The 23184-nt window shown below is 60.3% G+C and carries 22 protein-coding genes and 1 tRNA gene; 15 read left to right on the top strand and 8 right to left on the bottom strand.

All coding sequences use genetic code 11. The annotated features are described in order from the left end of the window. Position 1 precedes the first annotated feature (1 nt). The 15 genes from soxB to ACXYMP_RS12515 all read left to right on the top strand — a co-directional run bounded on the left by soxB (position 2) and on the right by ACXYMP_RS12515 (position 14576). Positions 2-1699 carry a thiosulfohydrolase SoxB gene (gene soxB, locus ACXYMP_RS12445; RefSeq protein WP_298571061.1) on the top strand — a complete coding sequence of 566 codons (1698 nt, stop codon included), beginning with the start codon at positions 2-4 and terminating at the stop codon, positions 1697-1699. A 95-nt stretch (positions 1700-1794) separates the two neighbouring features. Continuing rightward, a complete protein-coding gene (gene soxC, locus ACXYMP_RS12450) occupies positions 1795-3075 on the top strand; it encodes a sulfite dehydrogenase (protein WP_298571059.1) in 1281 nt (426 codons plus the stop codon). Next, complete coding sequence (locus tag ACXYMP_RS12455) at positions 3059-4108, top strand: c-type cytochrome (RefSeq protein WP_458906687.1); 1050 nt, start codon at positions 3059-3061, stop codon at positions 4106-4108. The genes soxC and ACXYMP_RS12455 overlap by 17 nt, the downstream gene beginning before the upstream one ends. 165 nt (positions 4109-4273) lie before the next feature. Then, positions 4274-4861, top strand: coding sequence for a thioredoxin family protein (locus tag ACXYMP_RS12460; RefSeq protein ID WP_458906689.1), 588 nt, complete (start codon positions 4274-4276; stop codon positions 4859-4861). A 78-nt stretch (positions 4862-4939) separates the two neighbouring features. Continuing rightward, complete coding sequence (locus ACXYMP_RS12465; RefSeq protein WP_458906691.1) at positions 4940-5650, top strand: c-type cytochrome; 711 nt, start codon at positions 4940-4942, stop codon at positions 5648-5650. Between the two features lie 94 nt (positions 5651-5744). Continuing rightward, positions 5745-7019: an FCSD flavin-binding domain-containing protein gene (locus ACXYMP_RS12470; protein WP_458906693.1), complete on the top strand. Its 1275-nt coding sequence runs from the start codon at positions 5745-5747 to the stop codon at positions 7017-7019. Positions 7020-7141: 122 nt separating this feature from the next. Next, a complete protein-coding gene (locus ACXYMP_RS12475) occupies positions 7142-7600 on the top strand; it encodes a DUF302 domain-containing protein (RefSeq protein WP_458906695.1) in 459 nt (152 codons plus the stop codon). A 144-nt stretch (positions 7601-7744) separates the two neighbouring features. After that, positions 7745-8209: a YeeE/YedE family protein gene (locus ACXYMP_RS12480; RefSeq protein ID WP_458906697.1), complete on the top strand. Its 465-nt coding sequence runs from the start codon at positions 7745-7747 to the stop codon at positions 8207-8209. A gap of 12 nt (positions 8210-8221) precedes the next feature. Further along, positions 8222-8665 carry a YeeE/YedE family protein gene (locus ACXYMP_RS12485; protein WP_247035610.1) on the top strand — a complete coding sequence of 148 codons (444 nt, stop codon included), beginning with the start codon at positions 8222-8224 and terminating at the stop codon, positions 8663-8665. A 45-nt stretch (positions 8666-8710) separates the two neighbouring features. Then, positions 8711-9598 carry an MBL fold metallo-hydrolase gene (locus ACXYMP_RS12490; RefSeq protein ID WP_458906700.1) on the top strand — a complete coding sequence of 296 codons (888 nt, stop codon included), beginning with the start codon at positions 8711-8713 and terminating at the stop codon, positions 9596-9598. Positions 9599-9609: 11 nt separating this feature from the next. Further along, on the top strand, positions 9610-9939 hold the full coding sequence (locus tag ACXYMP_RS12495; protein ID WP_298571043.1) for a protein tyrosine phosphatase family protein: 330 nt from the start codon (positions 9610-9612) through the stop codon (positions 9937-9939). A 57-nt stretch (positions 9940-9996) separates the two neighbouring features. Beyond that, positions 9997-11793: a SulP family inorganic anion transporter gene (locus ACXYMP_RS12500; protein WP_458906702.1), complete on the top strand. Its 1797-nt coding sequence runs from the start codon at positions 9997-9999 to the stop codon at positions 11791-11793. Between the two features lie 81 nt (positions 11794-11874). After that, on the top strand, positions 11875-12642 hold the full coding sequence (locus tag ACXYMP_RS12505) for an SDR family NAD(P)-dependent oxidoreductase (protein WP_458907342.1): 768 nt from the start codon (positions 11875-11877) through the stop codon (positions 12640-12642). 69 nt (positions 12643-12711) lie between these two features. Further along, positions 12712-13743, top strand: a complete 1032-nt coding sequence (gene dusA, locus ACXYMP_RS12510) for a tRNA dihydrouridine(20/20a) synthase DusA (protein WP_458906704.1) — start codon at positions 12712-12714, stop codon at positions 13741-13743. Positions 13744-13751: 8 nt separating this feature from the next. Further along, positions 13752-14576, top strand: coding sequence for a sulfite exporter TauE/SafE family protein (locus ACXYMP_RS12515; protein ID WP_298571035.1), 825 nt, complete (start codon positions 13752-13754; stop codon positions 14574-14576). Here the strand turns inward: ACXYMP_RS12515 and ACXYMP_RS12520 are convergent. From ACXYMP_RS12520 to ACXYMP_RS12555, 8 genes are all read right to left on the bottom strand, one after another. Next, positions 14573-15622, bottom strand: a complete 1050-nt coding sequence (locus tag ACXYMP_RS12520) for a hypothetical protein (protein ID WP_458906706.1) — start codon at positions 15620-15622, stop codon at positions 14573-14575. The two genes, ACXYMP_RS12515 and ACXYMP_RS12520, sit on opposite strands and share 4 nt — an antisense overlap. Positions 15623-15735: 113 nt before the next feature. Beyond that, positions 15736-16227: an acyl-CoA thioesterase gene (locus ACXYMP_RS12525; RefSeq protein ID WP_298571031.1), complete on the bottom strand. Its 492-nt coding sequence runs from the start codon at positions 16225-16227 to the stop codon at positions 15736-15738. Between the two features lie 39 nt (positions 16228-16266). Next, a tRNA-Gly gene (locus ACXYMP_RS12530) sits at positions 16267-16340 on the bottom strand. A 60-nt stretch (positions 16341-16400) separates the two neighbouring features. Continuing rightward, entirely contained in the window at positions 16401-17504 is a 1104-nt protein-coding gene (locus ACXYMP_RS12535) for a hypothetical protein (protein ID WP_458906708.1), read from the bottom strand. An 89-nt stretch (positions 17505-17593) separates the two neighbouring features. Next, positions 17594-19639 (bottom strand): ASKHA domain-containing protein, encoded by a 2046-nt coding sequence (locus tag ACXYMP_RS12540; RefSeq protein WP_458906710.1) that lies wholly within the window; start codon positions 19637-19639, stop codon positions 17594-17596. Positions 19640-19828: 189 nt separating this feature from the next. Further along, complete coding sequence (locus tag ACXYMP_RS12545; protein ID WP_298571024.1) at positions 19829-20986, bottom strand: CaiB/BaiF CoA transferase family protein; 1158 nt, start codon at positions 20984-20986, stop codon at positions 19829-19831. Between the two features lie 158 nt (positions 20987-21144). Beyond that, entirely contained in the window at positions 21145-22218 is a 1074-nt protein-coding gene (locus tag ACXYMP_RS12550; RefSeq protein WP_298571022.1) for a methyltetrahydrofolate cobalamin methyltransferase, read from the bottom strand. Positions 22219-22221: 3 nt separating this feature from the next. Continuing rightward, positions 22222-23160, bottom strand: coding sequence for a methylenetetrahydrofolate reductase (locus ACXYMP_RS12555; protein WP_458906713.1), 939 nt, complete (start codon positions 23158-23160; stop codon positions 22222-22224). Positions 23161-23184: the final 24 nt, after the last annotated feature.

Genomic DNA, 23184 nt, shown 5'->3' on the forward strand with positions numbered 1-23184 from the left:
CATGATCTCTCGCCGCGACTTTCTTCAGGTCTCTATGGCTGCCTCGGCGCTTTACGGCAGCTCGGGCTTCGGCAATTGGGCGCGTTTGGCCGCCCAGCAGGCGCTGACCCAGGACGATCTTCTGAAGTTCGACACGTTTGGCAATGTCAGCCTGATCCATATCACCGACATTCACGCCCAACTGAAACCGATCTATTTCCGCGAGCCCGAGATCAATCTTGGCGTGGGCGCTGCCAAAGGGCAGATGCCGCATGTGACCGGCGCAGATTTCCGCAAGGCTTACGGGATCGAGGATGGATCGCCGTCTGCTTACGCCTTGACCTATAACGACTTTTCGGCGCTGGCGCAGACCTATGGCCGCGTTGGCGGGATGGATCGCGTGGCGACCGTGGTGAACGCCATTCGCGCCGAGCGCCCAGATGCGCTGCTGCTGGATGGCGGCGACACGTGGCATGGCTCCTACACCTGTCACCACACGCAGGGCCAAGACGTGGTCAATGTGATGAACGCGCTCAAGCCCGACGCGATGACCTTCCACTGGGAATTCACGCTGGGATCGGACCGGGTGAACGAGATCGTCGAAGGTTTGCCCTTCGCCGCCCTCGGTCAAAACATCTTTGACGCCGAGTGGGACGAGCCGGCTGAACTGTTCAAGCCTTACAAATTCTTCGAGCGTGGCGGCGTGAAAGTCGCGGTGATCGGGCAGGCTTTCCCCTATATGCCGATTGCCAATCCCGGCTGGATGTTCCCTGAATACTCGTTCGGTATTCGCGATGAAAACATGCAGGCGATGGTGGACGAAGTGCGCGCGGCGGGGGCCGAGTTGGTCGTTGTCCTCAGCCATAATGGCTTTGATGTGGACAAGAAAATGGCCAGCAAGGTCAAGGGGATCGACGTGATCTTGTCGGGCCACACCCATGACGCGCTGCCGGAACCGGTGCAAGTCGAACAGACCTTCATCATCGCCTCGGGATCGAACTCGAAATTTGTCAGCCGCGTCGATCTGGATGTGCGCGATGGCAAGATGATGGGCATCCGTCACAAGCTGATCCCGATCTTCGCCGACGTGATCACGCCGGACGCGACCATCACCCAACTGATCGACGAGCAACGCGCGCCGTATAAGGCCGAGTTGGAAGAGGTGATCGGCACCACCGACACGCTTCTGTATCGTCGCGGCAATTTCAACGGCTCGTGGGACGACCTGATTTGCGACGCGCTGATCAACGAACGCGAGGCCGACATTGCCATGTCGCCCGGCGTGCGTTGGGGGCCGAGCATTCTGCCGGGGCAGGAGATCACGCGGGAAGACATCTGGAACGTGACCTCGATGTCCTATGGCAAGGCTTACCGCTCAGAAATGACCGGCGAATTCATCCACACGATCCTTGAGGATGTGGCCGACAACCTGTTCAACCCCGATCCCTATTACCAGCAGGGCGGCGACATGGTTCGCATCGGTGGCATGGGCTATCGCATCGACATCACCAAGCCGCAGGGCGACCGGATCACCGAGATGACGCTTTTGAAAACCGGCGAAGCGATTGACCCGGCCAAGACCTATGTGGTCGCGGGCTGGGCCTCGGTGAACGAGGGCACGGAAGGTCCGCAGATTTGGGATGTGGTCGAAAGCCACATCAAGAAACAAGGCACGATCAAACTGGACCCGAACAACTCGGTCACAGTGGTCGGCGCCTGATCTATCACGGCTCGGGGCGGCAACGCTCCGGGCCATTTTTACAAGCCTGTTCATGCATATAGGCGAATATTGAGATGTTAGAGGAGAGATGCCAAATGAGTGACAGCTCTACGAAATCGGGCGCATCCCGCCGCGCGTTCCTGAAAGGGGCCGCGGCAACAGGGGCCGCGCTTGGAGCCGCAGGGGCCGCACGGGCCGAAGGTGATCCGCTGATCACCGAGGTGCAGGACTGGGCGAGCGGTTTTGGGGACGGTGTTGATGCAACGCCGTATGGCCTGCCGATTGAGTTCGAAGACGACGTGGTGCGGCGCACTGTGGAATGGCTGACGGCGGACACGATCAGCTCGATCAACTTCACGCCCATTCACGCGCTGGATGGCACGATCACCCCGCAGGGCTGTGCGTTTGAACGTCACCACTCGGGTGCGATCACGCTGAAGAAGGAAGACTATCGTCTGATGATAAACGGGCTGGTCGATACGCCCTTGGTGTTCAGCTACGCCGATCTGGAACGCTTCCCGCGTGTCACGCGCACCTTCTTTCTGGAATGCGCCGCCAACACCGGCATGGAATGGGCAGGCGCTCAGTTGAATGGCGCGCAATACACCCACGGCATGATCCACAACATGGAATATACCGGCGTCACCCTGCGCACCTTGTTGGAAGAGGCCGGACTGGACGCCGCAGGCGATCTGGCAGGCAAGTGGGTTTATGTCGAGGGGGCGGATGCCTCGTCGAACGGCCGCTCGATCCCGATTGAGAAGGCGCTGGATGACTGCCTGGTCGCGTTCAAAGCCAATGGCGAAGCGCTGCGGATGGAGCATGGTTATCCTGTGCGTCTTGTCGTGCCCGGTTGGGAAGGCAACATGTGGGTCAAATGGCTGCGCCGGATCGAGGTGATGGACAAGCCGGTGGAAAGCCGGGAAGAGACCTCGAAATACACCGACACGCTGGAAGATGGCACATCGCGCAAGTGGACTTGGACGATGGACGCCAAGTCGATTATCACCAGCCCCAGCCCGCAAATGCCGATCACGCACGGTAAAGGCCCGCTGGTTATCACCGGGCTTGCATGGTCAGGCAACGGCGCGATCACGGCTGTCGATGTATCGCTGGACGGCGGTGTCACGTGGCAAGAGGCGCGGCTGACCGAACCCGGCAAGCCGATGGCGTTGAGCCGCTTCTATCTGGATATCGACTGGGACGGGTCCGAGATGTTCCTGCAGTCGCGCGCTATGGATGACAGCGGCTATGTGCAACCCACCAAGACGCAACTGCGCGAGGTGCGCGGGTTGAACTCGATCTATCACAACAACGGCATTCAGACCTGGCACGTCAATGCAAACGGGGAGGCGAACAATGTCGAAGTTTCCTAAATTCCTGATGGCGACCGCCATTGCCACCCTGACTGCCGCGCCTGCGATGGCGGAAAAGCTTGGCCTTGGTCGCGCGGCCACCGATGCCGAAGTGGCGGCGTGGGATCTGGACGTGTTCCCCGACGGGTCGAACCTGCCGGAAGGCTCGGGTGATGTGCTGACTGGCGAGACGGTCTTTTCGGAGAACTGCGCATCGTGCCACGGCGAATTTGCCGAAGGAGTGGACAACTGGCCGAAACTGGCGGGCGGCGAGGACAGTCTGGCGGATGAAGATCCGTTGAAGACGGTGGGGTCTTACTGGCCTTACCTTTCGACCACGTTTGACTATGTGCGCCGTTCAATGCCGTTTGGATCGGCGCAAACGCTGTCGGACGACGATGTCTATGCGATCGTGGCGTATATCCTCTATTCGAATTATCTGGTCGAAGAAGATTTCACCCTGTCGAAAGAGACGTTTACCGACGTGGTCATGCCCAATGCGGACGGGTTCATCATCGATGACCGGCCCGAGACCGAGTATGGCACATTCACCGAACGCTGCATGAGCGATTGCAAATCCGGCCCGGTCGAAATCACGCGCAACGTGGTCTTCAAAGGCGACCCGAATGCGGGCGCTGATGCGGGCGAGGTGGAAACCACAGCCCCTGCCGCAACGGACGAGGCCGCAGCCCCTGCCGCCGAAGAGGCAGCACCCATGACTGTCGCCTTTGATGCCGATCTTGCCGCCGATGGCGAGAAGGTCTTCAAGAAATGCAAAGCCTGCCACAAGGTGGGTGAGGGCGCGAAAAACGGCGTTGGACCCATCTTGAACGGTGTCTGGGGTCGAACCGCTGGCACCATCGAAGGGTTTAAATACTCCAAACCCATGATGGCGGCCGGCGAAGGCGGGTTGGTGTGGGACACGGAAAGCCTGTCGGGCTATCTGGCCAACCCGCGCAATTATCTGAAGGGCAACAAGATGACCTTCGCTGGCTTGAAAAAGGATGCAGATATCGAGGCCGTCCTCGAATTTCTGAAGTCACACAGCCAGTAAGCTGATCAGGCTGCAAGTAGAAGGCGCCGCCGGGACACCCGCGGCGCCTTTTTGCGCGCTCTATTTGGTAAGTGGACGTGATCGTGCTAGAATTTTCGAAGGTTTCCAGTCTATCTGGCGGTCTTTCAAACCCGTCAGTCCAACACAAACTCGCGGGAGGGTCCGATGCGCTTGATAACAGTAATCCTTGGTGTTCTTGCCTTCACGATGGCGACCAGCGTGACAGCCGCTGAACTGGGCGATGACGGCTTGCACAAGCAGCCATGGTTCACCGACAGTTTTCTTGAAATGTCCGATGATCTGGCCGAAGCCGGGGCCGAGGGCAAAGACCTTCTGATCCTGATCGAACAGCAAGGTTGCCCCTATTGCCGCGAGCTGCACGAGGTCAATTTCGCGCGCGAGCAAATCGTCAAACACCTGAATGATAATTTCATGGTCGTGCAGCTGAACCTGTTTGGTGCGCGCGAGGTGGTGGATTTCGACGGCGAGGCCTTGGAAGAGCGTGATCTGGCGGTGAAATGGGGCGTCAACTTCACGCCGACCGTGGTGATTTTTCCCGCCGACGCGCCTGATACAAGCACCGCCCGCACAGCCGAAGCCTTCCGCATGCCGGGCTATTTCAAACCGTTTCATTTCCTGAAATCGCTCGAATACGTCTCGACCGATGCCTATCAGGATCAGGTGTTCCAGCGCTATCTACAGGATGTGTTCCAGCAGATGGACGAGAAGGGCGAAACGCCTGACGTGTGGTGATCGAAAATTCCAACCAAATGCACGCATCATGATATGAATATTATTGAGTGCGTCAGGTTAACACGTTACGCTTTTTGCATGCGTTGGATTCGACACATTACGACCTGCTTTGCCGTCTTGGCTGTCACAGCGACACCGAGTTTCGCCAACGAGATCGGGGATGCCGACAAGGGCGAGGCCGTGTTTCGCGAATGCTCAAGTTGCCATTCCGTGGGACAAGGGGCGAAAAACCGGGTCGGGCCGCATCTGAACAGTCTTTTCGGCCGTCGCGCGGCCGCGATTGAGGGGTTCAACTACTCCAACGGGCTGACGCGCATGGGCAAAGACGGGCTGGTCTGGGACTTTGATCTGCTGGATCGCTATGTCGAAAACCCCAAAGCCTTCGCGTCGGACACGCGGATGGCGTATAAGGGGTTGAAAGACGCGCAGCAACGCGCTGATTTGCTTGCATTTTTGCGCAGGTATTCCGATGATCCAAGCAACATTCCGGAAGCCGCGCCGACGGCTGCGGGCACCGATCATTCGGTCGACGCCGCCATCCTCGCCATTCAGGGCGACCCGGAATATGGCGAATACCTGTCGTCGGAATGTGTGTCGTGCCATCAGCTGGATGGTGATTATGACGGTATTCCGGGCATTATCGGCTGGCCGATCGAAGATTTCGTGGTCGCCATGCACGCCTACAAGGACAAGTTCCGGCCCCATCCCGTGATGCAGATGATGGCAGGCCGACTGTCCAATGAAGAGATTGCCGCCCTGGCCGCCTATTTCGAGGCCGCAGGATCATAGCGATCACAGCAGGGCAATAATGGGGCTGGCCGGGACGGGTCGGTCAAACGCGAACGGTGCGCGCGGACCTCGCACCAAACCGGGAGGAATTCGTATGAAACTGAACAGACGTCTTTTCATGGGTGGGGCTGCGGCGGGGGCGGCTGTCGCGACGTTGTCGGCACCAATGGCGCATGCCTCGACCAACGGCAAACCTAGGGTGGTTGTTATCGGCGGTGGGGCTGGCGGGGCAACCGCCGCGCGCTACATCGCCAAGGACAGCAACGGCGAGATCGACGTGACGCTGATCGAGCCCACGCGCAGCTATTACACCTGCTTCTTCTCAAACCTCTACATGGCGGGCTTCCGCGAGCTTGGGTCGATTGCGCACAGCTATGGCAAGCTGGCGTCCGAGTTCGGGGTCAACGTGGTGCATGACTGGGCGGTCGGGATCGACCGCGAGGCGCGCACGGTCACGCTGGCCGGTGGGGCGACGTTGCCCTATGACCGCCTGATCCTGTCGCCCGGCATTGATTTCGTCGATGGCGCGGTCGAGGGCTGGGACGTTACCCAGCAAAACAAGATGCCCCACGCCTATAAGGCCGGGTCGCAGTCCGAGCTTTTGAAGGCGCAGATCGAGGCGATGCCCGAAGGCGGCACCTTTGCCATGGTGGCCCCACCCAACCCGTTCCGCTGCCCGCCGGGGCCGTATGAGCGGATCTCGATGGTGGCGCATATTCTGAAGGAAAAGAACCCGACCGCGAAGATCATTATCGCCGACCCGAAAGAGAAGTTTTCGAAAATGGCTTTGTTTCAGGAAGGTTGGGGTCGGCACTATGACGGCATGATTGACTGGATCGGGCCGGATTTCGGGGGCGGCAACGTCTCGGTCAATCCGGACGCGATGACGCTGACCATTGATGGCGAGGAAACCAAGGTTGATGTCTGCAACGTGATCCCCGCCATGAAGGCCGGGCGCATTTGCGAGATTGCAGGCATCACCGATGGCAATTGGGCACCCGTGAACCCGCACACCATGCAAAGCCGTGTGGATGAAAACATCCATGTGCTGGGCGACGCCAGCCATCAGGGCGACATGCCCAAGTCCGGCTTTGCCGCCAACAGTCAGGCCAAGGTGGCCGCGATGGCGGTGCGGTCCGCACTGACGGGGTCAAAGCTGTTCCCGGCCAAGTTCACCAACACCTGCTGGTCGCTGATCGACGCAGACGATGGCGTCAAGGTGGGGGCGAGCTATGAAGCCACGGACGAAAAGATCGCCAAGGTCGACGGGTTCATCAGCCAGACCGGCGAAGACAGCGCGCTGCGCAAAGCCACCTATGAGGAAAGCATCGGCTGGTATGCTGGTATTACCTCGGACATGTTCGGCTGACCCTGTTGATTACATTCAGCAGTAAGAATATGTTTTAACACAGCCGGGGCCGGTTGAACGGCCCCCGACGCAATCAATGGACAGGGCAGGGGCCTTGCCCGCAACGTCAAGGAGAGCCTCTTATGAAAAAATTGCTGACCCTCACCCTGTCCGCCGCCCTTTTGGCCGCACCGGCGATGGCCGACAACCACGCCATGCAGGAAACCGACCATGCCGTCACCTATGCGTTTGACGGGGATTTCGATGATGCGACATTCTCGGTCGAAACGGCCATTGTCGGCAAAGGGCTGGTCATCGACTATGTCAGCCATACCGGCGATATGCTGGAACGCACAAAGGGCGATGTCGGATCGGATGTGACCATCTTTGATGCGGCAGATATCTTTCTGTTCTGCTCGGCGCAAACAAGCCGCGAAGTGATGGAGACCGACCCGATGAACATCGCCTTTTGTCCCTATGGTATTTTTGTCACCGACAAAGAGGGCGAAGTCCGCATCGGCTATCGCAAGTATCCCGACGGCGACATGCAAAAGGTGCAGGCGCTGCTGGACGGGATCGTCAAGGATGCGATGGGCGAATAACGCACCCTTCGGCAAGACTTGAAAAACATGCCCCCGCGTGTCCCAATGACGCGCGGGGGCATGACGTTGCGGTAGGTTTGAAGAAAACATTCAAAAAAACGAATGTAAGTCTTGCCTGCAAGCAGCACTGACCCTAAATTTAACATGCGAATAGAACAACTGGTGAGGCAGGACATGATCGAAACGGAATTCACACCGCTCGCATCCGCGCTGGGGGGCGCATTGATCGGGCTGGCATCGGTGCTTTTGATGTATGTGCGCGGCAATGTGCTGGGGGCTACGGGTATTCTGGCGGGGTTCTTGCAACCCAGCAGCTCGACCGACTGGTCCTGGCGCGCGACCATCCTTGCGGGGATGCTGACTGGTCCGCTGATCTTTCTGGCGGCAACAGGCGGCTTTCCGGCGATCGAGGTGCCGGTGTCTACCCTGTCGATGATCGTCGGCGGGTTGATCGTCGGCGTCGGCGTCACCTATGGCTCGGGCTGCACGTCGGGGCACGGCGTGTGCGGCATGGCGCGGTTTTCGCCGCGGTCAGTCGTCGCCACGCTGACCTTCATGGCAGGCACGGCGGTGATGGTCTTTCTGACCCGTCACGTCATCGGGTTGTGAAGGGGGCGTAAGATGAAACTTTTTCTGACATATCTGGCAGGCGTCGTCTTTGGGCTTGGGATTGCAATCTCGGGCATGGCAAATCCGGCCAAGGTACTGAACTTCTTTGATGTGTTCGGGGCATGGGACCCCAGCCTTGCCTTTGTCATGGGGGCGGCCCTTCTGGTGACCGCACCGGGCTACATGCTGGTGTTCAAACGCCCCAAACCCGCCTTCGCCGAAAGCTTCAAACTGCCCGGCACCCGGTTGATCGACCGAAAACTGGTGCTGGGATCGTTCACCTTTGGTCTTGGCTGGGGGCTGGCGGGGTTCTGCCCCGGTGCCGCGTTGCCCGTGATTTCGACCGGGAACCCCTCGGTTTTGATCTTCACGGTTTCAATGGTTGCGGGTTTGTTTCTGGCCCGCTGGATGATCACAAACACCGCGCGCCGCCGCGATGCCGCGCAGGCAAACTAATCATTGGGCGCCGATCGCGCCCGCGCAGACTGGAAAGGACAGATCATGAGCGACTATCCCGTCAACACATCCCTCAAACCCGAGGTGAAAGCCTTTTTTGAGGAAGATTCCAATACCATTTCCTATGTGGTCAAAGACCCGGCGTCGAACGCCTGTGCGGTGATCGACAGCGTGATGGACATTGACTATGCCGCTGGCCGTATCACCCATGACCATGCCGACGTGATCATTGACTATATCAAGTCCGAAGGGCTGACGCTTGACTGGGTGATCGAAACCCATGTCCATGCCGACCACTTGTCCGCCGCGCCTTATATTCAAGAGCAATTGGGCGGCAAGATCGGTATCGGCAGCCAGATCACCGTTGTGCAGGAAGTGTTCGGCAAGGTCTTCAACGAAGGCACCGAGTTTCAGCGCGACGGCAGCCAGTTTGACCGGCTGTTTGAAGATGGCGACACCTACAAGATCGGCACGATGGACGCGTTCGTGATGCACACGCCCGGCCACACCCCCGCTTGCATGGTGCATGTGATCGGCAATGCAGCCTTCGTGGGCGATACGCTGTTCATGCCCGATGGTGGATCAGCGCGGGCCGACTTCCCCGGCGGGGACGCGGGCGAGCTTTATGACTCGATCCAGAAGGTGCTGGCACTGCCCGATGAAACGCGGCTATTCATGTGCCACGATTACGGCCCCAACGGGCGCGCCATTCAGTGGGAAACCACGGTGGCAGATGAGAAAGCGCACAACATCCATGTGGGTGGTGGCAAAACGAAAGAGGAATTCGTGAAATTCCGCACCGAACGTGATGCGCAACTGGACATGCCGCGGCTGATCATTCCGTCGCTTCAGGTTAACATGCGCGCAGGCGAGATGCCGCCAACAGATGAGGAAGGAAGAACCTTCCTGAAAGTGCCCGTGAACACGCTTTGAAAGGCAGTTTGATGCAGATGAAGAAACTGGATGACCAGGTCACGGTTGCCCCTCAGATCACCGTTGCGGATATTCCCGCGATCAAGGCGGCGGGCTTCACTGTTGTGATGTGCAACCGACCCGATGGCGAAGATCCGGGCCAGCCCGCCTGGTCCGAAATCGAGGCCGCAGCCAAGGCGGCGGGTCTGGACACCTCGTTCCTGCCGATGTCCAACCGCGAAGACGCCTTTGCCGTCAAAGACGCCTTCCAGCGCGTCTTGGCGCAAGCCTCAGGCCCGGTCTTTGCCTATTGCCGGTCGGGCACACGCTGCGAGATCCTTTGGATGACCGCACAGACCTAAACGGATGGCGGTCTGGTCTTTCTGACCCGCCGCGTCCGGAAAACTTGGAATACGCGAATGAGTGATACGTCGAAATCCGTGGCGCGCGCCGCCGCCCTCAGAGGCTATGTGCCGATCCTCGACTGGGGTGCGCGCTATGATAACACGGCGCTGACCTCGGATCTGGTGGCGGCGGTGATTGTGACGATCATGCTGATCCCGCAATCGCTGGCCTATGCGCTGCTGGCGGGTTTGCCGGCCGAGATGGGGCTTTACGCCTCGATCCTGCCGCTGGTGGCCTATGCGATCTTCGGCACCTCACGCGCCTTGGCCGTGGGGCCGGTGGCGGTGGTCAGCCTGATGACGGCGGCCGCTGTGGGCAATCTTGGGTTGGACAACCCTGCCGAATACGCCGCTGCCGCGATCACACTGGCCTTCCTGTCAGGGCTGATCCTTCTGGTCATGGGTGTGTTTCGTCTGGGCTTTCTGGCAAATTTCCTGAGCCATCCTGTGATCGCAGGCTTCATCACGGCCTCGGGGCTTTTGATTGCAACCAGCCAGTTGAAACATATCCTTGGCATCGAGGCGCATGGGCATTCCCTGTTTGAGCTTCTCGGCTCGCTTCTGTCGCATGTCAGCCAAACCAACCTCATTACATTGGCCATCGGGGCCGCTTCCGTCGCGTTTCTGTTTTGGGTGCGCAAAGGGTTGAAACCATTGCTGCTGTCGCTGGGCATTGGCCCGCGACTGGCCGAAATACTTGCTAAAGCCGGACCTGTCGGCGCTGTTGCGGTGACGACGCTGATCAGTTGGGGGTTTGACCTGCAATCAAAGGGGGTGGCCATTGTGGGCGACGTGCCGCAAGGCCTGCCTCCGCTGACACTCCCCAGCTTTGATGCCGACCTGTGGACCAGCTTGTTTGGCTCGGCGCTGCTGATCTCGATCATCGGGTTTGTCGAAAGCATCTCGGTCGCGCAGACGCTGGCTGCCAAGAAGCGTCAGCGCATCGTGCCGGATCAGGAACTCGTGGGGCTGGGGGCGTCGAACATCGCAGCGGCCATGTCGGGCGGCTATCCCGTGACAGGCGGGTTTGCGCGGTCGGTCGTCAATTTCGACGCAGGCGCGGAAACCCCGGCGGCCGGTGCGTTCACCGCGATCGGCATCGCCGGGGCTGCACTGTTCCTGACGCCGCTTCTGTTCTTCCTGCCCAAGGCCACGCTGGCCGCGACCATCATTGTCGCCGTGCTGAGCCTTGTGGATTTCCACATCCTGCGCGCCACATGGGCCTATCACCGCGCGGATTTCACCGCCGTTCTGGCAACCATCCTGCTGACCCTCAGCTTCGGGGTGGAAATTGGCGTGTCGGCAGGCGTGATCCTGTCTATCGTGCTGTATCTTTACAAAACCTCGCGGCCTCATATTGCCGAGGTCGGATTGGTCCCCGGCACCCAGCATTTCCGTAACATCAAACGCCACAAGGTTCTGACCCACCCGGAACTGGTCACGCTGCGGCTGGACGAGAACCTCTATTTCGCCAACGCGCGGTTTATCGAGGATTACCTGCTGGCCCGCGTCGCGAAGGGCGGCATCAAGCATGTGGTGCTGATGTGTTCGGCAGTGAACGAGATCGACCTGTCCGCGCTGGAAACGCTGGAAGAACTGAACCGGCAGTTGGGCGACGCTGGCATCACGCTCAGCTTGTCAGAGGTTAAAGGCCCGGTGATGGATCGTTTGAAACGCATAGATTTCCTCGAGCATCTGACCGGTTGCGTGTATCTGACCCAGTTTGCCGCCATGCAGGCGTTGGGGCCTGTGAACGGGGCTGTGCCGATCTGTGCAGGGCAGGATCGAACGGAGCAGGGCGACGCTGCGTAACATAGGGGCACCTTCCGGAGTTTATTGAACGCTTGTGCAATTCTTGCTATGTCGCAGCAGACCATAAGCGGAGGGCTTGCCATGCACATCACTGAAAACACCGTTGCCGTCGTCACCGGGGGCGCGTCCGGGTTGGGCGGCGCTGTGGCACAGGCATTGGCGGCTGCCGGGGCGAAAGTTGGCATCTTTGACCTGAACGAAGGCGCCGGGCAGGCGATGGCCGACAAGATTGGCGGCACCTTTGCGAAAGTGGATGTGTCCGACCCTGCGTCGGTGGCTGAAGGGTTCAAAACCCTGCGCGCGGCCCATGGTCAGGAGCATGTCCTGGTCAATTGTGCAGGTATCGCACCCGCCTCGAAAACGCAGTCCAAGGGCGAACCCCACGACCCTGACATCTTTGCAAAGACCATCGGCGTGAACCTGACCGGCACGTTCAACTGCGCCAGCCAAGCGGCGGCGGGCATGTCGCAAACCGACCCGGTGACCGATGACGGCGAACGTGGCGTGATCGTCAACACAGCCTCAATCGCGGCGTTTGATGGGCAAGTTGGCCAGCTGGCTTATGCAGCGTCAAAAGGTGGCGTGGTGGGCATGACACTGCCCATGGCGCGCGACCTGATGCGCGACGGCATTCGCGTGATGACCATCGCGCCGGGCATCTTCAAAACCCCGATGGTCGCGGGACTGCCGCAAGAGGTGCAGGACAGCCTTGGCGCACAGGTGCCGTTCCCCTCGCGCCTAGGTGACCCGGCAGAATACGCCGCCACCGTGCGCCATATCGTCGAGAACTCCATGCTGAACGGTGAGGTGATCCGGCTGGACGGCGCCATCCGTATGGCGCCGCGTTAAGAATGCCGCCGCTGCGCCCCGGCGTCTAACCGCTGGCATTGTGCCGGGCATTCCCCTATGTAGCCCGCGATGAGCTACAACGTCGACATACGCAAAGCCGCGCGCCTGTCTGTCGCGCCCATGATGGATTGGACCGACCGGCATTGCCGGGTGTTTCACCGGCTGATGTCGCGTGAGGCGTTGCTCTATACCGAGATGGTGACCGCGCCCGCTTTGGTGCGGGGCGGGGCAACGTATCTTTTGGACCATGACGCGGCAGAGCATCCTTTGGCCGTGCAATTGGGGGGGTCTGACCCCAAAGAACTCGCGGCAGCCACCAAGCTTTGCGTTGCTGCCGGATATGATGAGGTCAACCTGAACGTCGGATGTCCGTCAGATCGTGTGCAATCGGGAACTTTCGGCGCGGTGTTGATGCGCGATCCTCGGCGGGTTGCGGATTGTGTGTCGGCGATGAAGGGTGCGGCGCAAGGCATTGAAGTGACAGTAAAATGCCGCATTGGCGTTGACGACCAACTGGCCGAAGAAACGCTGCCCGCCTTTTTGGACACCGTGTCCGCGGCAGGTGTGACCCGCTTCACGATCCATGCCCGCAAGGCGTGGTTGCAAGGGCTCAGCCCGAAAGAAAATCGTGATATTCCCCCGCTGGACTATCCGCTGGTGCATCGGATGAAAGCCGCGTTTCCACATCTGCATTTGTCGATCAATGGCGGCATCGCGTCGCTGGATGACGCTCAGGAGCAGTTGCAGGTCATGGATGGCGTCATGGTCGGGCGGGTGGCCTATCACGACCCGGCGAAGATCCTAATTGGGGCTGATCAGGCGATTTTTGGGGCCACGACAGAGCCCCCGACGGCTCACGATGTGGTCGAGGCGATGCTGCCCTATATCGAACGCCAATTGGCGAACGGCCTTCGGTTGCACACGATCACCCGCCATATGTTGGGGATCTTCAACGGCCGTCCGGGCGCGCGCAAATGGCGGCGCGTGCTGTCCGAAGGGGCCACCCGCAACGGCGCCGGGGTTGCGCTTGTGCGTGAAGCGATGTCACATGTGCCAGACCGTATTCCAGATCAAGATCCAGACCACATCCCAGCCGATTGAAAGACCCGATGCCTGACCTGATCAATCTACTGCCCATGGCGGCATTGCTTTTGGTGATCGGCGGTTTTGCCGGCGTCTTGGCTGGCTTGTTGGGGGTCGGAGGCGGGATCGTTCTGGTGCCTGCGTTTTACTATGCGTTCGCGGGGTTGGGGTATGGGTCGGATCAGCTGATGCAGATCTGTCTGGCGACCTCGTTGGCAACGATTGTCGTGACCTCCATCCGGTCGGTTCTGGCGCATAATCGCAAGGGCGCGGTTGACTGGGAAATCCTGAAGACATGGGCGCCGGGGATCGCGGTGGGGGCCGTTTTGGGGGTGCTGGTTGCCTCGGGTCTGCGATCGACGGTGCTGCAGGCGATCTTTGGTGTTCTGGGCCTCTGTATCGGGGCCTATTTGGGGCTGGGACGGGCCGAGTGGCGCCTTGCGCAGGACATGCCCAAGGGGCTGCGTCGCGCCATTCTGTCGCCGATGCTTGGCTTCCTGTCGGTGCTGATGGGGATTGGTGGGGGCAGCTTCGGCGTGCCGCTGATGACCTTGCACAGCCGTCCCATTCACCGCGCCGTGGCGACGGCGGCGGGCTTTGGTCTGTTGATCGCTGTGCCGTCGGTGCTGGGGTTCTTGTTGCTGCCCATAGCCCCCGAACATCGCCCGCCATTCACCATCGGCGCGGTCAATCTGCCCGCGTTTGGGCTGGTTATCGCCATGACCCTGATCACCACGCCTTATGGCGTGAAAATCGCGCATGCCATGGACCCAAAGCCGTTGAAGCGGGTGTTTGCGGTGTTCCTGACATTGGTCGCCCTGAACATGCTGCGAAAAGCGCTGCTTGGCTAAGCGCCGCCAGCCCGCCTGATCCACCTGAGCGCACGGCGCCAGACCGCCCGGTCGCGCGCGGCGCGCAGGCGCTCGATCTCGACCGCCTGATCGGCGATGATCCGTGCGATGTCATCCAGCGTATCCTTGCGCCGGAACAAGGCAGGGCGGTTGGGCGGTTCAAGGGCCGCGAAGTCCAGACCGAACCTGTCTTTCAGACGCGCGCGTTCAGCCTCAACCAAGGGGGCGACACGGTCAATGTCGCGGCGCGGTGGCACGAAGGGCGTGCCTGAAATTGACGTCAGAAGGCCGGGCAGGGATTTGGCCCGCGCCGGATTCCAAAGCCCGTTTTTCTTAGCCGGAACACGCCGGTTGATCGCGCGTGCAATGGCAAATGCCTCGCAGGACAAGCTTTCATTTTCGCGCGTGGATTTCCTGAAATCAGCCGGCAGGGCAGCAAATCCCAGTGCGGCGGCGAAATCGTCGATCACATCGCCATTGATCAGGGTTTCACGGTCAAACTTGCGCAGGATCATGTTCGACGGTCCCACAAGGCTTTCTATCATTTCAAGCGTTTGACTGTCATGCAGACCGGTCTCGAGCCGCTTTGATCTGCGGCCCGGCAAACCGCCGTTTTTGACCCGTTCCTGATAGACACCCGCCCATCTGTGATAAGGGTGTCGGCAATAGCAGATGATCACAATACGTCGCGCCTTGTGCCGCAACCGGTCGATGATTTCACGCAGCACAGGCTCGGGGGCGGCGAACAGGGGCTCAAAGGAGAAGATCAGCTGTTTGAAGCCAAGCGCGCTCAGCCGCTTGGTTTCGCGACGGAACCATGTTTCGCAATCAGACCTGAAGGTCGCAATGGGCTGACCGTCGTCCGCGCCGGGCCCAAAGACGCGCTTGTTGGAGCCTGCCAGCCCCATCAGCTGGTAATGCAAGCGGTCGCTTGGATAACCCCATCCGGCACGCTCCAGCACATCGCGGTTGGCGTCGAAGCTGCCTTGAATGCTGGTTGTCCCCGTTTTGGGGCTGCCGACATGCAGGTAGATCGTGTCAAACATTCAACGGCTCCGGACGCGGGGCAGGCCATGGATCGGTGGGGCGCAGATGGACTGCGTTCGCCCTTATCTATCTGACATTGTGTTAGAAAGAAAGCCGTGCCCGATGACGTTCGTCAGCCTTGTGTCGCGCCGTCGCGGTCGATGAATGTCTGGGCGACGGCCGTGCTGAGCGGGCGTTTGGTTTTGCCATCCTGCTCAAGACACACGATCACGCTTTCGCCACTGCACCGCAGGTCTCCGTCGACCCAGCAGCCATATTCCATCACGAAAGAACTTGAGCGGAAGCTGATGGTGCGCCCGGTGATGACATAGCTTTCGCCAAGATGCATCGGCTTGAAATAGCGCGCGCTGTTGGTGGCCAGAACCACTTGCGGATCGTCCTCGGACGCATAAGTGGTGATGCCGTAGGCCTGGAAATAGGGGATGCGCAGGCTTTCGAACCACCGCAGATAGGCCACGTTGTTGACGTGGTTCAAGGCGTCCAGTTCATGAAACCGAACCCGGTCTGCCAGTCCGAAATTCCAACCAGCCGGCACGCCGACACTTTGCAGGGTCGCCCCATCCAGCGGCGTGACGAGTTGAATATTCGCAAATGGGTCAGACATGGTCAGATCCTTCGGCAAGGGGCGAGTGGCGCGGGAAAATGGAGCGGGTGAAGGGAATCGAACCCTCGTCGTCAGCTTGGGAAGCTGCTGCTCTACCATTGAGCTACACCCGCGTTGGGGTTTGAATTAGGCCACCCGGATAGGGGCGTCAAGGGGGGCAAGCGCGCGGACGGTCACCGCCGCAGCAGGGTCCGCAGTTTGCGCAATCCGGCTTGCCAGCCGTCAGGTTTGCTCAGCGGCGACAACAGCGGACGGTGACGATCCTTTCGAAGCGCGCTGATCTCCAGGCTCATGTCGTTGATCAGGTGGGCCAGATCGCGAAAGGCGCTTTCGTCCCATGTTCGGGCGGCCTCTAGGTCGAACTTGGCGACCGAGATGGGTTCGGCGCGCTCTGGGAAGGTGATGCCAAGCGTGTCGCGAAAAAGAGCAAGCTCGTCTTCGATGTTGGGTCGTGCCGCTTCGATCGACGCTGTCAACGGGTGAAACGGGCGGCCGCGCACTTTGACAAAGCTCATCTGTGGCATCGGCGCGCGCGCCGGGTTGCGCTTTCCGTTCACCAGATAGGGAAGGTCCTGCGTTAACAGGTCCGACAGATACAGCGCCTCAAGCGATGGGCTGGGGTTGTTGTCTTGCAGGCCTGTAGCCAGCGGCGCCAAATCGGACAACCCAAGCACCGACAGGCAATCGCAAACCACGTCCCCGCCGACAAGTTGATCACGGTCAAACACCCGAAAGTCGAACCGATCGCGCCCCAACCGGTCCACCAACTTTGCCAGTTTGCGCGCGGGGCTGACATTGATCAAATCCGGTTGGGCTTGCAGTGCGGCAAAGGTCGTGCGCCCGGTCTTGATCCGCTGGCGATAGACGCTTTCAAACATCGCCCATGGGTGGCGCACGTAGCACAGGTAAGTGACCTCGGTGGCAAGGCCGCGAAGCTCTGCATCAAGGGCTGCGAAATCGATGGGGCGGCTGCGCGGCAGGGCTTCAGACGAAAAAATGGCCGTGTGGAGCTTCGCGCGACGGCACGCGGCAATCTGGACATCGAACCACTGGCGTGACTGCGCGCGGGCGTCTTCGGGTGTGGCACCTTCGAAGCTATAATCCGTGCGGAGGCGTCCGCGTTTGTCGTGAAGGTGGGCCAGATCGAAATGGTTCGGCTTGTCGGGATAGAAGATACCGCGCTGGTGCAGCGCGTCACGCTGGGCCAGAAGGAAATTCTGGATCGAGGTCGTTCCGGTCTTCATGTAACCGATGTGAACGATGATCTTCTTCAGCATGGCCGCAGGCCCCGTTCGCACGCTTTTCTTCTTGCGACCTAGCAAATCAGGGGGGCGCAGACAAGCGACATGCCAGTGTGGCCGCGCGCTTAGTCGCGCCGTCTGCGCCGCCTGCGACCACCTGCGCCATCACCGTCCCCGCCACCGGTATTGAAATGCGGGTCGGGCAGGGCAACGATGCTGCGCAGGATCGGGAAGGGCTCGACCGCGTTGGGCATCGCCGAGGCATTGACGAAATGCTCCTGAAAGCGCGGCTCGACGGCGGTTTCGATCTTTTGGATCTTGCGCACAGTGTCTTCGATCTCGGCGCGGGCTGCACGGTTCAGAAGGGCGATGCGCGCGCCAGTGCCCGCAGCGTTGCCGGCCGATGTCACCCTGTCCAGCGGGCAATCCGGGATCATGCCCAGCACCATCGCGTGCTTGGCTGAGATATGCGCCCCAAAGGCCCCCGCCAGCACGACCCGGTCCACCTTGTCCACCGCGCGCTTGTCCATCAGCAACCGCGCACCGGAATAGAGCGCCGCCTTGGCCATCTGGATGGCGCGAATATCGCCATTGGTCACGGCAATCGGGCCGTGATCTTCGTCGCCATCCCACAGCCGGAAAGAGTTCGTGCGCCCATCGGCGAAGCAGCGGTCGGTGCCTGTCTGGTCGGCCGACCCGATCAACCCGCCTGCGTCCACAAGGCCTGCCATGCGCATTTCAGCGATCACCTCGATGATGCCGGATCCGCATATGCCGGTGATGCCGGTGGTGGCGACGGCAGCGTCAAACCCATCGTCGGTGGACCACAGGTCAGACCCGATCACTTTGAAGCGCGGCTCTTTGGTGACGGGATCAATCTCGACCCGTTCGATGGCACCGGGGGCGGCGCGTTGGCCGGCGCTGATCTGCGCGCCTTCGAAGGCGGGGCCGGTGGGGGATGAACACGCCATCACGCCGGTTTTGTCGCCCAGCAGAATTTCGGCATTGGTGCCCACATCCACCACCAGCACAAGGTCGTCGGACTTGTCTGGCGCTTCCGACAGGGCCACGGCAGCCGCATCCGCCCCCACATGGCCCGCGATACAGGGCAGCAGATAAACCCGTGCGGAGTGGTGGATTGAAAGACTCAAATCATCGGCCCGCAGACGAAGGGCGTTGGACGTCGCCAGCGCAAACGGGGCCTGGCCAAGTTCGAACGGATCAATGCCCAAAAGCAGGTGGTGCATGACCGGATTGCAGACCACGACCACATCCATGATCAGACCTTTGTCAATCTCGGCGTCCGAGGCGATTTGGGTGAACAGCGCGTTCAGCCCCTCGCGCACCGCATCCGTCATTTCCTGCGCGCCCGAGGGGTTCATCATCGAATAGCTCACCCGGCTCATCAGGTCTTCGCCGAACCGGATTTGCGGGTTCATCAAACCGGATGAGGCGACAACTTCACCCGTCGCCAGATCGCACAAATGTGCGGCGATGGTGGTCGAGCCAAGGTCTATTGCGACCCCAAAGATTGCACCGTCGAAATAGCCGGGCCACAGATGCATGATCCGGGGCGGGTTCTCATCATCGCCCAAGTGCACCGCGACGGTGACCTTCCAGTCGCCTTTGCGCAGGACCGGCTGCATGGATTGCAGGATGTGCAGATCGGCCTTCACATCTTCCAGTCCCCATTGGTCTTTCAGGGCTTGAACTAGGCGCTCCAGATCGCCGGACGGCTCGTGCATGTCGGGTTCTTCCACCGCGACGTAGAACAGCTTGACCAGCGGGTCGAGCGTGATGTCGCGCGCCTCGGCCCGTTTGCGCACCACTTGCTTGTGCACCTGGCTTTCGGGCGGCACGTCGATGACCACATCGCCCTGCACGGTGGCCTGACAGCCCAGACGGCGCCCCTTGGGCAGACCGCGCTTGTCGTCATAGCGAGCCTCGACTGCGTTCCACTCAGACAAGGCCCCATCTGACACGGTGACGCCGTGCTTGGGGAATTCGCCATAGCTTGGGGTGATCTGGCACTTGGAACAGATCCCACGTCCGCCGCAGACGCTGTCCAGATCCACGCCAAGCTGGCGGGCCGCCGTCAGGATGGGGGTGCCTTCGGGAAACCTGCCGCGTTTGCCCGAAGGGGTGAAAATGACCAAAGGATCTTGTGACATGCGCGCGTCTTTCCCAATCGAATTTCTGCCAATCTAAGGAGATGGCGCGCAGGTGCAATGCCTGGCTGCGGCATGTGCGCGACGGAAACGCCATTTTTTCAAAAGCGCGCCGGTTTTCGTGCAAATCCCGTAGTTTGCGGCCCAGTTTCTGAGGTGCGGGTCGCAAGGACCGCGCCCCCGCAGCGCCCGCTAGGTTTCGCGCGCGCTGAGCCAGCTTAGAATTTCCGCTCGGTTTCCGTCCAGGAAGGGCGCTGGCCCTGCTTGGGTCATATCAGACAGATCCGACATCTTGATCGGGTTGCCTGCCGCCTTGAAGGGTTTGCCCCCGTCTGGCGCGGGCAGGTCCACCACCATGTTGCGCGCACGCAGTTGTGGGTCTTGCATCGCTTCGGCCACATCCAGAATGGGGGCACAGGGAACGCCGGCGGCCAACAGCTTTTCCAGCCAGTAGTCGCGGGTCTCGCCAAGGGTCACGGTTTCGATGCGGCGTTTCAACAGCTTCACATTTTCGCACCGGTCCAGGTTCGTCGCAAACTCGGCGCGTTTGGCGAGCTTTGGCTTGCCCAGAACGTCGCAGAAGCGGGCGAACAAAGTGTCGTTGCCACACGCGATGACCAACAGCCCATCTTTCGTGTGGAAGGTCTCGAACGGGGCAATCGATGGGTGGCGCGCACCCGAAGGCCCGGGCGCGACCCCGGTTTCACTGGTGATCGCGATGGCATGTTCCAAAATAGCCAGTTGGCTGTCCAGCATCGCCACGTCGACTTTCTGTCCGCGCCCCGTTTTGATGCGCTGATACAATGCCGCCAGAAGGCCATGCCCCAAGAACATCCCCGCGACGATATCGCCGACCGAGGCCCCGACCCGCACGGGCTCCCGGTCGCGTTCACCGGTGATTGACATAACTCCGCCACGGGCTTGCACGACCATGTCATAGGCGGGTCTTTGGGCGTCTGGCCCCGTATGGCCAAACCCCGAAACGGCGCCGTAGATCAGGTGCGGAAACCGTTCGTGAAGGCTGTCCCAGCCATAGCCAAGCCGGTCCATGACGCCGGGGCGAAAATTCTCCATCACGACGTCCACCTGCGCCAAGAGGCGCTCTAGGATCGCCCGGTCGGCTGGGTCTTTCAGGTTCAGGGCAATTGATTGCTTGTTGCGGTTGATCGTCGCGAAATAAGCGCTTTCCGTGCCGCGAAAGGGGGGAAAATGGCGCGTGTCATCGCCGCTGCCCGGCTGTTCGACCTTGATGACCTTCGCGCCCAGATCCGACAGGACCATCGAGCAATAAGGCCCTGCCAGCACATGGGTCAGATCAAGAATGGTGATATCTTCCAAAGGGGCGCTCATCGGCCTGTCCTTTCCTGTTTACGCAAAGGTCAACTAGCGAGCGTCGCGGACCGTGGCCTTGAGGCAGATCAAGTCACCGCAATCCGCTGTCGACATCCTTGGAGATGAAAAAAGCCCACCGGAAAGGTGGGCTTTCTCGTTCTGTCTGCGGCAAAAACCTACCCCCGGCGACGACGTCCGCCGCGACGACCACCAGCTGCGCCTGCGGCGCCTGCATTGACTGAGTTGAACTTGATCCACTCGGCCCCGCCGTCATCGTTGTTGGTCAGGAAGTTGGCGGCGCGGATTGCCTCCATTTCCTTGCCGGCCTTCGGTAGGGTCGAACCAAGACCAAACAGCTGGCAGAAGGTTTCATCATCCATGTCGGCCGGGATCACGATGCCTTTGGCTTCCACTTCGGCTTTCTTTTCCGCCAGCTTTGTGGGGCCGACGGGCAGGGCGACCGGGTTCATGATCGCAGACGTCATGCCCGCACCCATCGCCATGGGCAGAAACGCGTTGTTGATGCCGTGGCGGTTGGGCAGGCCGAACGATATGTTGGACGCGCCACAGGTGGTGTTCACGCCAAGTTCTTCACGCAGGCGACGCACAAGGGCAAAGACCTGCAAGCCAGCCGTGCCCATTGCGCCAACCGGCATTACCAGCGGGTCGACCACGATATCATGCGCCGGGATGCCAAAATCGGCGGCGCGTTCGACGATTTTCTTGGCCACCGCAAAGCGCACGTCCGGGTCTTCCGAAATGCCCGTGTCGTCGTTCGAGATCGCCACAACCGGCACGTTGTATTTCTTGACCATCGGCAGAACCATTTCCAGCCGTTCTTCTTCACCGGTGACCGAGTTCAGCAGCGGGCGACCATTGGCGGCTTTCAAGCCTGCTTCAAGCGCGCCGGGGACCGAACTGTCGATGCAGAGCGGACAATCGGTGACGGCCTGCACGGTTTCTACCAGCTGGCGCATCAGGTCCGGTTCGACAAAGTTGTTGTCCGCATAGCGCGGGTCTTCGGCCATCTTGTTGGAAAATACCGCGCCCGAGTTGATGTCCAGCACCGTCGCTCCCGCCGCGACCTGCGCCAACGCGTCGCTTTGCACGCGGCTGAAATCGCCCGCTTCCAGTTCGGCGTTCAGAACCTTGCGCCCGGTCGGGTTGATCCGTTCGCCGATGACACAGAAGGGTTGGTCAAAGCCGATGATGGCGGTTTTTGATTGAGACTCAACGATGGTACGGGTCATTCTTTATCCTTTGGTCACGTTGACTGGGGCGGTGTTTTCGCCGCCATTTTCGATGGCCCAGTTGGCATTGGTCTTGATCCCGCCCAGCGGGAAGAAATGCACCTGAGTGATGTTGAAGTCGGGATTGGCCGCCTTGTGGTTGGCCAATTCGTTCAGAACCTCTGTCGGTTCATAGGGCAGTAGCAGTTTGGTCACATCCATCGCGCGCTTTTGCAGCACTTTCAGCGACGGGCCGACACCGCAGGCAATCGCGAACTTGATCAGCGTTTGCAGTTTGGCGGGACCGGCGATGCCGATATGGATGGGCAGGTCAACGCCGGCCTCTTTAAGCCCGTCCGCCCATTTGATAATCGGCTTAGCTTCAAAGGCGAACTGCGTGGCCAAGGCCATCTTGGCGTCGGTGCGTTCCGAGAATTTCTGTTTCCAAAGAATGGCTTCCATGACGTTCTTGCGTGATCCGTCCGGGTCGATATCGCGGTTGCCTTCCGGGTGACCGGCGACGTTCAGCTGGGTGAAGCCTGCCTTGTCGAACAGACCGGTTTCAAGCAACTGCATTGAGCTGTCGAAATCACCATGCGGCTTTTCCACGCCACCGGCCAGCAGCAGGGCTTGCTTCACATTCGCTTCACCCTGATAGCGGGCGATCCAGTCGGCCAGCGTGGCTTCATCCTTGATGATGCGCGCGGGGAAGTGCGGCATGACCTCGAAGCCTTCGGCGTTGATGCGTTTGGCGGTGGCGACCATCTCGTCAATCGGGGTGCCGTCGATATGGGCGATATAGACGCGGGTGTTCTCGGGCAGCAGGTCGCGGAAATCCTCGACCTTCTCGGCGGTGCGGGGCATCACCTCGATCGAATAGCCCTTCAGGAAGTCCTGAAGTGCGGGGGACGTGGGCGTGGCCTGACCTTCGGTCGGCTTTCTGCGGAAGTTCAACAGCGCCATGGCTGCCTCCTTTATGCGGGACAG

It is taken from the genome of Aliiroseovarius sp. CAU 1755 (assembly GCF_054482655.1).